This window comes from Leptolyngbya sp. FACHB-8, assembly GCF_014695575.1.
In the GTDB taxonomy this organism is placed as follows: Bacteria; Cyanobacteriota; Cyanobacteriia; order Elainellales; family Elainellaceae; genus Vacuolonema.
The window spans coordinates 1-12569 of sequence record NZ_JACJOO010000069.1 but is presented as its reverse complement, the minus strand read 5'-3'; the positions used below and the strand labels follow the sequence as shown (position 1 = coordinate 12569).

General features: G+C 51.8%; 11 protein-coding genes. 4 read left to right on the top strand and 7 right to left on the bottom strand.

Annotation, left to right across the window (positions count from 1 at the left end):
• Positions 1-42: 42 nt before the first annotated feature.
• Positions 43-171: a hypothetical protein gene (locus H6F91_RS28345; RefSeq protein WP_277874406.1), complete on the bottom strand. Its 129-nt coding sequence runs from the start codon at positions 169-171 to the stop codon at positions 43-45.
• A 35-nt stretch (positions 172-206) separates the two neighbouring features.
• Here H6F91_RS28345 and H6F91_RS18580 point away from each other — a divergent pair, with 35 nt between their 5' ends.
• Positions 207-824, top strand: coding sequence for a hypothetical protein (locus H6F91_RS18580; RefSeq protein ID WP_190789425.1), 618 nt, complete (start codon positions 207-209; stop codon positions 822-824).
• Positions 825-835: 11 nt separating this feature from the next.
• Entirely contained in the window at positions 836-1306 is a 471-nt protein-coding gene (locus H6F91_RS18575; protein WP_190775320.1) for a hypothetical protein, read from the top strand.
• 139 nt (positions 1307-1445) lie between these two features.
• Here H6F91_RS18575 and H6F91_RS18570 read toward each other — a convergent pair whose 3' ends face one another.
• The 3 genes from H6F91_RS18570 to H6F91_RS18560 form a co-directional block, all read right to left on the bottom strand.
• Positions 1446-1694: a hypothetical protein gene (locus tag H6F91_RS18570; protein ID WP_190775319.1), complete on the bottom strand. Its 249-nt coding sequence runs from the start codon at positions 1692-1694 to the stop codon at positions 1446-1448.
• A 379-nt stretch (positions 1695-2073) separates the two neighbouring features.
• Entirely contained in the window at positions 2074-3036 is a 963-nt protein-coding gene (gene era / locus H6F91_RS18565) for a GTPase Era (RefSeq protein ID WP_190775354.1), read from the bottom strand.
• Positions 3037-3069: 33 nt separating this feature from the next.
• Positions 3070-5370 carry a cation:proton antiporter gene (locus tag H6F91_RS18560; protein WP_190775318.1) on the bottom strand — a complete coding sequence of 767 codons (2301 nt, stop codon included), beginning with the start codon at positions 5368-5370 and terminating at the stop codon, positions 3070-3072.
• Positions 5371-5754: 384 nt separating this feature from the next.
• Between H6F91_RS18560 and H6F91_RS18555 the strand changes: the two genes are divergently transcribed.
• Positions 5755-6666, top strand: coding sequence for a M23 family metallopeptidase (locus H6F91_RS18555; protein ID WP_190775317.1), 912 nt, complete (start codon positions 5755-5757; stop codon positions 6664-6666).
• Between the two features lie 149 nt (positions 6667-6815).
• Complete coding sequence (locus H6F91_RS18550; RefSeq protein WP_190775316.1) at positions 6816-7358, top strand: late competence development ComFB family protein; 543 nt, start codon at positions 6816-6818, stop codon at positions 7356-7358.
• Positions 7359-7859: 501 nt separating this feature from the next.
• On the opposite strand, the gene H6F91_RS18545 is transcribed toward H6F91_RS18550, so the two are convergent.
• From H6F91_RS18545 to H6F91_RS18535, 3 genes are all read right to left on the bottom strand, one after another.
• Complete coding sequence (locus H6F91_RS18545; protein ID WP_190775315.1) at positions 7860-8057, bottom strand: hypothetical protein; 198 nt, start codon at positions 8055-8057, stop codon at positions 7860-7862.
• Positions 8058-8222: 165 nt separating this feature from the next.
• A complete protein-coding gene (gene proS / locus H6F91_RS18540; RefSeq protein WP_190775314.1) occupies positions 8223-10031 on the bottom strand; it encodes a proline--tRNA ligase in 1809 nt (602 codons plus the stop codon).
• A gap of 93 nt (positions 10032-10124) precedes the next feature.
• Positions 10125-12077: an ATP-binding protein gene (locus H6F91_RS18535; RefSeq protein ID WP_190775313.1), complete on the bottom strand. Its 1953-nt coding sequence runs from the start codon at positions 12075-12077 to the stop codon at positions 10125-10127.
• Positions 12078-12569 lie beyond the last annotated feature (492 nt).

The window sequence follows — 12569 nt, the reverse complement described above, 5'->3', positions numbered from 1 at the left end:
CCGTCCCCAAATCAATTCTTATATCTCTCGTGGCAATCGCCCCTATCGTTCCTGGGATGATGGCGATCGCAATGAATAAGTCAACACGAATGAAGGATCAACAATTTGTACGGCTCCAATCCCAATTTGGTAAGGGTATTTCATATGCTCATCCAGCCAGAAACGACTCATAGCACTCCATATATATCCATTACCATGCTGCGTTTATGTTGATTCAACCGTGTTTTACCTGGTGCTGTGTTGTTGGATTGATGGTGATTGCTACGCTCGGTGGATGCAACAATCTGGCCCCCGCATCTACGCCTGAGGATTCCCAAACCAATGAAGTTTTCCATTCTCAAGAGCTGGAGCCTGTGGCAACCCCCGCAGAACAGCATCCCACCATGGAAAGGGCACAGCAATTTTGGCAACAGCAGCAGTATTTAGCCTGTATTAGTGATGTAAAAGGGACACTGCGCGATCGCCAGGTTGATTGGAATACACCTGAATGGAATGCATATCAGGAGCTTGTGCAACAAGCCGAGCAATTACTGAATCAGTGCTGGAGAGGGCGGGCTGCACAGCTAGCAGCGTCTGGAAATTATCAGGAAGCTATTTTGGCGATCGGTAGAACGTGCGGCTGGCTTGGGGTTAATGCATCTGTCGCACACGTAGAACCGGCCATCCAAGAATGGGTGACAGCCCTCAACTTAACAGGTGAGTGGTGGATGTGCGGCTTTATGGGAAAACCTTATCTCGCTACGGCACCAGATACGACTTTTGTTTACAGTAATGCCTGCAATGGCAACGATGCGCACTGCTTTTGTCAAAAAATTCATAATTAAGGAGCAATAGGATGATGGCAACCATTCAATATCAAACAAAAGTACGGCGTGGCATCAAACTCATTGCAGCGGTCAATGGAATAGCTGCTATTTTACATCTCATTTTTTGGATTCTGATCTTCTTCCTTCTTCCACAACCTTCGGCCCTGAATGTAAGTGCAGAAAAGGTTGATCTAATGGTGACCTACGGGTTAGGGGCCGCCGATCTACTCTGGGCAGTTCCTACACTGGCGATCGGTTCATTCTGGCTTCGCAGACAAATGCTAATGGGCTGGTTAGCAGCACAAATGGCGAATATTCTCTACTGTTACTCGTTTACCTTTATCCTGGTACGCGACTTAGGTGCCCAATCTATTCGGCCTGGAACCTTGCTATTTTTGCCCTTTGCTTTGTTCTCGCTGTGGGCTGCCTGGTATTTATGGCAGGTGCGAGCAGCTTTTTGGAATCCTAGACCCATGCAGAGTAATAAAAGGCTGCGCTGATTTCTGGAATGTTTTTGAATGTGAAACCGAAGATTTCACATTCAAAAACATTCCGTGGCCTCCCGGTTCAACGTTCTGGATTACCAGATGAATTTTCAGGGTGCTTTGGCGATCGCCAAAGCACCCTGAAATGGACTCGTTACAACTGACCTTCTTCCTGAAGAATCTTGTCTTTGGACTCACCCCAGTAGGCGCTAATTGTCCATTCTTCTTCGTTGCCTTTCACTTCCTTTGCCCAGCGATAAATAACAGAGTTGGGGTCAACACCTACTTCCAGGAGTTTGGCCCCCATGTAATATTCCATCTGTTCACGCTTTTGCTCTTTGTAGGCTTCAGAGCGGAATTTTTCGACTTTACGAGTGAGATGAGCCTGAGTATGTTGTGCCATTCTAGAACTAGTGATTGATAGACAGAGCTTCTAGTCTAATATGACATTCTGTTAATTAATACGGAGCGATGAGGCACTAATCGCCCCCCGACTCCATTAATAGAATGAATTGATTTTAGGTTTAGCAAGTGAGCGTAATTAAACACAAACCAAGAATCTGTGTCGACCATGAAGCGGGCGGCATAGCTTTTAGGTTTGTGTTTAGTTGAGCTACGTAACGTCAGTTTGGGATAAGCCGAACCGCCCATTATTGCGTGCGCGACGCGCACGCAATAATGGGCTTTTTCGAGTGCCGCGCGAAGCGCGGCACTCGAAAAAGCCCTTAACCCGAACTGAGGTTACGTATGACAAGGTCAGCCAAAATCAAAAGAAGTTGAGATTAGGATTCAACCCGATAACCTAGATCAGATAGATACAAGCGAGATTGCCGCCATTTGGGACGCACTTTAACAAACAATTCCAGATAGACCTTGCCCATAATGAGCTTCTGGATTTGTTCACGGGCTGCACTACCAATTTCACGAATCATGGCACCATTTTTGCCGATCAAAATTCCCTTTTGAGAATCTCGTTCGACGTGAATGCTCGCTTGAACTTCGGTAATGTTGGCTTTTTCGTTCACCTTCTCAATGGCGATCGCCACCGAATGCGGTACTTCTTCCCGCGTCAACCGCAGAATTTGCTCCCGAATCAGTTCTCCCATAATGAAGCGCTCGGGCTGGTCAGTTACCAAATCCGGGGGATAGTAGTAAGGCCCAGGGTCGAGCCGTTCAATCAAACGAGCCTGTAGGCTATCTAATCCTTCTCCGGTAAGAGCTGAGAACTTGACGGCTTCCCAGCCTTGCTCGGCGGCTAACGCCTGATAACTTTCGTCGATGGTAGGGCGATCGCCCGGCTGCACATCAGCCTTATTGATACCCAATATCACAGGGGTCTGGGTGTTACTGAGCAGAGATGCGACGTAGCGATCGCCCCCACCAGCCTCTGCCGTTCCATCCACGACAAACAAGAGCACATCAACGGAGTCGATAGCAATTCGTGCATTTTGCACCAGAACGCGGCCCAACTCGTGATGGGGCTTATGGATACCCGGAGTATCTACAAAAATGATTTGTGCTTGAGAAGTCGTGAGTATTCCCCGTAGACGATTGCGAGTCGTCTGGGCAATGGGGGAAGTAATGGCGACCTTCTGCCCCACCAGCTCGTTCATCAGAGTCGATTTGCCCACATTGGGACGGCCCACAATGCCCACAAAGCCCGACCGAAAATTGGGTGGGGCAAGGGGAATCAGCGGTAAATCTAGGGGCACTCCGGGCAAACCATCGGACGCAGCCGATTGCATTTCATCCATCAGAAAAAATCAAATATGCCTTGTTCAGTGTTGCATCTCTAGGGTCACACTGGGTTCCACCTCGGGCAGATTTTCATGGGTGGAGTTGAGCCACTGGCAAATCTGCTGAAGTTGATCTGAAGTGCCACAGAGCAGCAGGTGGTCGCCGCCTAAGATGTCAGTCCGGCCATCAGGGAAACGGACAAATTTACCATCGCGTCGAATGACCTGAATTTGTACGCCATAGGTTGAGCTAATAGCCAAATCCCCCAGGTTTTTGCCCGCCGCTGGGCTAACCATGGGCACTCGTACCCATTGACAGGATAAATCCTTAGTCGGTACAGGGGCTTCTCCTGTAGCCAGGTTCTCGAAGGCGTGGATTTCATCGGGGTCACCGACAATAAGTAGGCGATCGCCCTTCTGCATCACCGTGCTGCCTTCAGGGTAGTCCACCATCTCCCCAGCTTCCCGGTGAATCGCCATCAGAGTAACCCCCGTGATCCGGCGCAGATCAGCCTCCTCCAAACTCAACCCTTGCAATGGTGAGTTTTCTGGCAGGGTATACCAACGGTTGTTCATTTCTTGGGCGGCTTCGCGCAGGTCGCGGGAGAGTTCCTCTTGCGATCGCTCCGGACGCAGTTCCAGATAATGACTGTTACGGATAGCGGTCATGTCTTGCGCGACGTCCGTTACCGCAAGACCTGTCCCCACCAGCAGGTGACTGGACAACTCAATGCTGGCCTCGAACTCAGGTTGAACCACTTCCTTCGCCCCAAGCTGGTAAAGCAACTCAATATCTTTATCCTGAGCGGCTCGCACCACGACATCCAGTTCGGGGGCGAGTTCCAGAGAGCGCTTCAGGCAGAGGCGAGTGTTCATTGGGTCAGGCAGGGCGATCGCCATCCCCCGTGCCTGATCAACACCCGCCGCCGCCAGCACATGCAGACTGGCAGCGTTTCCATAGATATAAGGTATGCCCTCATCCCGGAGCTTCTGGATGGTCTGCTCAGATTGATCAACCACCACCACGGGATACTCGTGATCGCGCAGTAGTTGCACAATATTGCGCCCTACTGTGCCATAGCCGCAGACAACGACATGATTCTTCTCCGGCATCGCTGTGGAAATTTCCAGGGGTTGGTCGGAGCCCTCCAACCATTGGTTGAGTAAGGGAACTGTTTCAGCCCAGGCAAAAAGCCGAGGGATCAGGCGCAGAACAAACGGCGTCAGCAATAAGGTAACTGCTGTGGTTCCCAAAATTAACAGATAAGCCTGTCGAGAAACCAGGCCCAGGGTTTGCCCCTGACTCGCCAGAACAAAGGAAAATTCCCCAATTTGAGCCAGACCCAAACCGGCAATTAACGCAGTTTTAAGGGGATAGCCAAAAATTCGTACCAGGGGCGTAATAATAAGAAACTTGCCCAGAAAGGTTAATCCCACCAATCCTAGAATCAGTTCCAGATTATTCCAGATAAACCCTGGGTCGATCAGCATCCCGATCGCCGCAAAGAATAGACTGGCGAAAATATCTCGAATCGGTTCGACGTAGGTGAGGGTCTGGTCAGCGTATTCCACCTCCGAGATCATCAGACCCGCGATAAAAGCTCCCATTTCGATCGAGAGGCCAAGGGATTCCGTCAGAAGCGCAATGCCCAGACACAGGGCGACGACCCCCAGCAGGAACAACTCGCGGCTCTCAGTTCGGGCCAGCAGCCGCAGCAGCCCTGGGATGAGCCAGATGCTGGCAGCGATCGCCCCCAACGCCAGTAATCCGGTCTTAGCAAGTGCCCATCCAATGGCAATCCCAATTTCCTCGGATGGCTTGTCCAGGGCGGGCAAAATTGCCAACATCAACCCCAGCGCCAAATCCTGAATTACCAGGATGCCCAACATGACCCGCCCGTGGGCCGTTTCCGTTTCACTTCGCTCCATTAGCGATTTCAGTACCACCGCCGTGGAGGAGAGTGAAAGGATGGCTCCCAGGAAAATCCCCTGAGTTGGAGACGTGACCCACCCCATGACCACGGAAACCAGGGCCGTCAAAAGAATTGTCAGGGCGATTTGCAGGCCACCGCCCCCCAAACTAATTTTCTTAACCTTACTTAGTTCAGAGAAGGAGAACTCAACCCCCAGGGCAAAGAGCAGGAATGCTGCTCCAAACTGGGCGAGGGTTTCCACCTGAATCAGTTCCTTCACCAGCCCTAACCCGGCAGGCCCAACGAGAGCTCCACCGACCAGGTAACCTAGCAAAACCGGCTGTCGTAGAAGTGCTGCCAGAAGCCCTCCTACTGCCGCTGCTGAAAAAACAATGACTAAATCAACGATTAATCGAAAATCTTCTGGCATGTAAGGCGGGTCGTAATGGTGTTTTTAATTAAAGAGTTATAAGAAATGTTCACAATTTCTCATTTTTAAAGCATAGCGGGTTTGAACGGTCCCAACCGTGTCAGCGATCGCAGGTTTAAAGAGTTTTTAGCTTTGAAGTGGCTCGTGCTGTGGCAATTGGCGTTAAGTGTCCACCCCACTTCTCAAAGCACTCTATATATGGTGGTCTTTGAGGAGTTGGATCGAAAATTGCCGTTCGGCCTCCCAGCCCATTGCTGAGAGGTGACCCAATCAATACTCCACAAAATTAAGACTTTAAATTGTCCTCCCCAAGGAGGAGACGACCGGATTGGCCAAAACATGCTACCTTTCTGGTCAATCACTCCAAGCACCCTATCATTCTCTATGCGCAACACGGTTATTCCTCAAGGCAGGCATTGGCAGGCTATCCGGAAGTATCTAGGCAAACGGTTTTGGTGGCTGGGCGTTCTGGTGGGAGCGATCGCCCTCCTTACCGCAACCGTCACACCCGCTCAAACCTCGGACGTAATCATTCGCCCCACCAGCCCCCAACTGGGGGACACCATCTCGGTCATTCTGCAAACCAATGACGGAACTGCACCAACGATCGCCTATGACGGGGCTTCCTACTCCAGCTTCCCTGTAGGCTCTAATCGTTATCGGGCGTTACTCCCGACTACTCCGCTCGATCGTCCTGGGCGCAAAGTAATTCAGTTCACCCTGAATGGGGAACCACGGAGTTTTGCCGTAGAGTTGCGTAATCGCCGCTTCCCTACCCAGAGCATTCGTGTCGGCGGTGGCACCAGCACGGAGGCCACAGATTATGAACTCAACCGCTTACGGGAATTCCGGGAAGCTGTCTCTCCCCAAAAATTCTGGAGTGGCCCCTTTGCCCGTCCTGCTGACGGTCGTGTCTCCTCAGAATATGGTATCCGCCGTTATTACAACGGTGAGTTTGCCCAAGACTACTACCACAAAGGGGTGGATTACGCTGGCGGCACAGGCTCCCCAATCTACGCTCCTGCGGCAGGGCGTGTGATGGTTGTGGGGCGAGTTGCAGATGGTTTTCGGGTGAATGGCAATACGATCGCGGTAGACCATGGGCAGGGAGTCGGCAGCGTCTTCATCCACCTCAGCCGGATCGATGTGCAAGAGGGTGATATGGTGCAGCCCGGCCAACGCATCGGTGCGATTGGCGCAACTGGCCTCGCTACCGGGCCCAACTTACATTGGGGGCTTTATGTTAATGGCAAATCTGTCGACCCCGTGCCATGGCGTCAGGGTGGGTTTGAATAGCAGATAACCCAGAAGCAATCTATCTATCGGAGGAGTGAATATAAAATTCCTGCTCTAATCTGGTTGTATTACCTAACGATTGGGAAAACTAAGTCCGTAGGGATGCAGACATCACCTTGTTCTGACCTGCTGTGGAGCTGTAGAGGCATATGAGTATCGAAAAAATTGTGGAACAGGCCCTTCAGGATGGTTACCTGACCCCAGCAATGGAAGCGGAAGTCGGACGCATCTGTGATACGGCTTCGGAGTTATCCATCGAAGAGTACATGGCCCTCGATCGTCTGATGGGTGCGCTACTCACTGGAGAAGTAGTGGCTGTCCCACGCAAGCAGTTTATTAACGTGATGGAAGAACTGGTGCTGACTGAGGCGATCGCCCGAGTCGCTGAAATTGAAGCGACGAGTGACTGCACCCTCGATTTAGGTGACATCGCTGCCTACGCTCTGAACCGTCTTCCTCCCCTCTATGCCACCACGGAGGAAGGGGCCGACTATCAACGTGGTCGAGCCAAAGAAGAACTCAGCCCCATCATCGCGCAGCAGGTGAGTGAGGCGATCGCCCGCAGCCTGGATAAACCCGAATTCTTTCCCGAACGGCAGGTCTTGGGTAAGAATACGAGCGACGAGGTGCTCAGTCAGGTCAGCACGCTATTGCAAGCCTACGCTCCCAAGTTTGAAGCCCAAGTGAAATAAAGCTCTCCTCTGGTTAGGAGATTTCTGAGAAACAATATCCCCATTATTTGGAAAAAAGGCGCGGCGAAGCCGCGCCTTTTTTCCAAATAATGGGGAAGTTCTTATCTGGAAATCTCCTTAAACCCTTGACCGATAGGTTGAGAGTTTCGTGGATGCAGACGGTTGGATGATAATTCATCCAACCGTTTTTGTTGATTGCTATGTGGCAGACTGCTAGAGCTTGCTTTAAAGGTTGTGTTTTTTCGTGTATGAAACGCACGAAAAAACACAACTTCCTACGAGCTTTAAAACACGTTTTGGTACTCGACGGCTTAGGTTTGCCTCTGTTTGAAGATGAGTGGGTCTTCGCCGCTTAGTGTTAGGGACCTTGTATTAACCTCAGTTCGGGTTAAGGGCTGTTTCGAGTGCCGCGCGAAGCGCGGCACTCGAAACAGCCCATTATTGCGTGCGCGTCGCGCACGCAATAATGGGCTGTTCGGCTTATCCCGAACTGACGTTGTATTAGGGATCTTGCTGCTGAATCTGATCGGCTCGCTGTTGCTCAGTTTGCTGGGCCTGATTGAGCTTGTCAGTAGCACGATTAATGGTATCAACCGCTTGTTGTGGTTGTGCTGCAGGCTGTTTTGCGACATTCTTGAACGTACTGAATACCAGAACCCCAACCCCAACAGCGGCGACGACGGCTATAAGTTTGCCCATGGTTCTGCCTCATGTGAAATTTCACCCTTAGCGTACCCGAGAGGAACGAGTTACCCTGCTTATTTATGGTTTTACGCGATCGAATTTAGCCAGAAGGGATGGGGTGGAGCAACGCTCCACCCCATCCCTTGTTTGTTGTGTTTGGCAAAATTTTGATCAGCTTGTTTAGCCTGCAAGGGCTTCACCAACCCACTGCTTTAGCGTGGGGACAACATCTTCTAGAGCAACCTCCTGCGATTCCTTTGTCGCCCGTTTGACCACTTCGACCTTGCCCTGTTTGAGCGATCGCCCGGTCACAATCCGGAAGGGAATGCCCACGAGCTCGGAGTCCTTGAACTTCACCCCGGCACGCTCATCGCGATCATCCAGTAAGGTTTCGACTCCGGCAGCATTGAGATCGGTATAAAGCTTCTCGGCAGCAGCCATCTGGTCGGCGTCGTTAATGTTAGGAACAACGACAATCGCGTGATAAGGGGCGATCGCGACGGGCCAAATAATGCCATCTGCATCATGGTTTTGTTCTACAGCAGCCTGAGCTAAGCGGGACACACCCACCCCGTAACAGCCCATGATCAGGGGCATCTCTTCCCCTTGCTCGTTGGTATAAGTTGCCCCCAGTGCTTTCGAGTATTTAGTGCCTAGCTGGAAAATGTGACCTACCTCAATGCCACGGGCACTTTGAAGGGTTTGGTTGGGATCATGAACGGCGCGATCGCCCGCCTTAGCGGTGCGCACATCCACCACCAATTCGGGTAAGGGATACTGTACCCCCCAGTTTGCTCCTACAACGTGGTGCCCCGAATCATTAGAACCCGTCACGAAATTCTTCAGATCCACAGCCGTTTTGTCCACCATCCGCAAGAATTTGGGATAGATTTTTTCGGCCTTGGCAATGTGGTCATCCGGCAGCCCAGGATCGATGTATCCCAGAGGAAGAGGCTTCGCAGCCCACTTCGCTTGGGCGTCCTCGTCGGGGACCGTCAGGGCTAGCAGTGCGTTGCCGCCAAACTGCCCGGCCACTTTCACCAGTTCATTGGTAATCTTGACATCATTAACATCCTGATCACCGCGAATACTCACGAGTACCAGCACTGTCATGCCGCTGTCGTACACAGCCTGATACAGCACATTCTTGACGATTTGGGTGGGCGAACACTTCAGGAATTCAGCCAGGCTTGCAATCGTAGGCGTATTCGGCGTCTCTAATTTCTCAAAGGTGTCGAAGCTAGAGGGTACAGCATCGGGAGGCAGAGACACCGCTTTTTCTGTATTAGCCGAGTAGTTTCCGTCCTCGGTGTACAGCACCTCGTCTTCTCCGGCATCCGCCAGCACCATAAACTCTTGAGAACCGGAGCCACCGATCGCCCCAGAATCTGCCTCTACGGGTAGGAACCGCAGACCGCAACGCCGAAACATGTTGCGGTAGGCCACATCCATGTCTGCGTAGGTCTGCTTCAGGCTGGCTTCATCGGTGTGGAAGGAGTAGCCGTCCTTCATGATGAATTCGCGGCCTCGCATCAGCCCAAAGCGTGGCCGAATCTCATCCCGGAATTTCGTCTGAATTTGATACAGGTGTTGGGGAAGTTGGCGATAGGAGCGAATCATATCGCGGGCGATCGCTGTAATCACTTCCTCATGGGTCGGCCCCAAAGCCACTTCGCGTTTTTGCCGATCTGTCAGGGCAAACATAATGCCCTCGGCTTTGGTGTAGGTATCCCAACGGCCCGACTCCTGCCACAGTTCTGAGGGCTGCATCTGCGGCAGCAGACACTCCTGTGCCCCAGTAGCATTCATCTCTTCCCGCACGATCTGCGATACCTTCTGTAAAACTCGCCACATCCACGGCAGGTAGGCATAGATCCCACTAGAAATGCGCCGAATATAGCCTGCCCGCAGCAACAGCTTATGGCTGGGAATTTCCGCCTCAGCCGGATCTTCCCGTAGGGTGACAAAAAGCATTTGCGACAGTCGCATGACCAGGGATTCCTTTGATATGCCAATTCGTATCTCAGTCTAGAGCATCTGGGGGAAAGTCATGCGCCTGGGTATTTGAGGAGCAGCGCTTCCCTAGACGACCGACTCCATGGATTCGCTCGCTGGATCTTGCCCACGTCCAGCCGCCGGCAATTCCAGGATGGGCAGGGCAATTTCGACACAGGTACCCATCTGCAACCCTTCGCTGTAAAGGCTGATGGTGCCTCCCATGCGTTCAATCAAGCTGCGAGAGATCGCCAGGCCCAGGCCCGTTCCTTCAAATTTGCGGGTAGTTGAGCCGTCAGCCATGACAAAGGGACGGAACAGTTTCTGTTGTTGATCAGGGGCAATGCCAATCCCAGTGTCCTTAACGGTAATGATGATGAAGGGCTGTTCTACTCCATCGGATTTTTCAGTTATGAGATCGGGTGACGGGGTTGGAATGCGAGGCTCAAGGTGAGTGGTAATAGTGATGTGCCCGGTATCTGTGAACTTGATTGCATTGGCAACAACGTTGAGCACCACTTGCTTCAAACGGCCGGCATCGGCCCGTACCAGAATCGGTTGGTTCAGATCAGGAGCCTGAAGGGTCAGATGTTTGCGTTGTAACTCAACCTGCTCTATCTCAATAACCTCGCTCAAAATTTGACAGACATTGACATTCTCCAGGTAGAGACGGATGCTGCCAGCCTCAATACTTCGGATGTCCAGCAGGTCGTTAATGACTTTGAGCAAGTGTAGGGCGGCTTTTTCGGCCTGCCGTAGAAGTTCTCGTTCTTCATCTGGGCTATCACAGTAGCCATCTGCGACCAGTTGTAGACAGCCAATAATGGCGTTGAGTGGCGTCCGTAATTCATGGGACGTGGTAGCCAGAAATTCGCTCTTGAGCTGGTTGGCGGCTTCTGCCGTTTGCCAGGCGGTTTCAAGCTCTGTAGCGCGCTCTTCTAGCCGTTCCACCATGTCATTCAACACGTCGGCCAGTTGATTTAACTCCTGAACACCGAGTTGGTGAGGTGGGGCAGGTTCGGGTGCTCCCATCTGAATTTGACGGGCATAATCCCCCAATTTTTCAATGGGGCGGGCTAATCCCCGTGCTGTGTAGATGCTGGCAAATAGATTGGCTAGCACCAAACCGATGGTGAGGATGGCAAGGGTTTGCGTGATGGAATTGAGAGAATAAAGCGCATCCTCCAGCCGTGTAACGGAGAGCACCGTCCACGTTTGACTTTCGCTGGGGCTAACCATAATAGAAACCGGGCTGGCCCCCACTAACCATTGGGAGCGATCGCCCATCATCTCCACCAGGGGTTCCGTTCCGGGTGAAGAGTGAATATTTTGAATGTTTTTGAGGAGAGCCTGGTAATTGCGATCCCCCATTTCCAGGGCATGGTGTCCGGCCCAGTTTTTGAGGGGGTGGGCCAGAATGGTGCCTTTTTGATCCAGCACAATAGTGTACCCCAGGGGATTGGTGTACTGCTCGGCTTGCAGCGCGGTCTGCCCACTGAGCATATACATCAGCTTGCCGCTAGAATCGTACACCGGTACGCTGACGACCACCTCCAGAGAACGCTTTGCATCGGGCGGATCAGGGAAGCGGGACGCGGCACGGACGACCGCTAGAGAATAGGGGGAAGATCCAAGCGGTTGTTGAATGCCCCAGGGTTCAGGCGGGGTTGTAGTAATGGGTTGGGCTCCACAGGTCGTTTCGACTAATTCCTGGGTACTTAGGTCCATTAATTGCAGACAGATCAGCGAGGGAAATTGCTGCAACAGCGATAGCAAGTAAGCCTGAGCAATCTGGGGATGGCTACTTTGCACAGTTTGGGTTTGGCTGGCGATCGCCAGTTGGGTTTTAACGGCTTCCAGGTCGGCCCGGATGCCGTCGGCTCGCCGAATTGCCCGCTCCGTCAGGTGCAGGTGAGCAGTTTCCAGGAGCGTAGCCCGAGTTTTGCGGTAGGTCACTCCCATTCCCAATAGCAAAATTGGGATGCTGAAAACCAGCAACCGCATCAGGAGGAACCGACGGAAAGAAGGCTGATCCGCCATTTTTTAGTCCTGCCAATCCAAATGGATCTGTAGAAGCTAATTTAACTCACCCTTGAACAGCGCCTCATTTGGGAGGGCCGTGCAAACCCTGATATTAACTCTGGCAACACCAGAATCTTTATGTCCAAGGGGTTGAACTTACCGAATCTTTATTTCTAAAAAAGGAAAATCAGCCAGCGTTTATTTTTTCTTAATTATCTTAACGTCAGGGTGGGATAAGTAGAAGTGTCGATTTTTGCACTTCGCTCTCTCCCTATATACCTACTTCTCAATCCAAAGATGGATCTCATGTTTTAGGTAGAGGTCATGTTTCAAACCTGTGGATGGGGTGAAAAGGGTACGAAGTGCCCCTTTCACCCCATCCACAGGCCTAGAACACTATTTAACCTGATACCAAACAAATATGAAGCTGCGCCAAACTAGAAGAGTCCTCTTTGAGGTGATGGGCGATGACAGGACGTCCTTTTCAAGTCACGGTGACGGAGAGCCTGG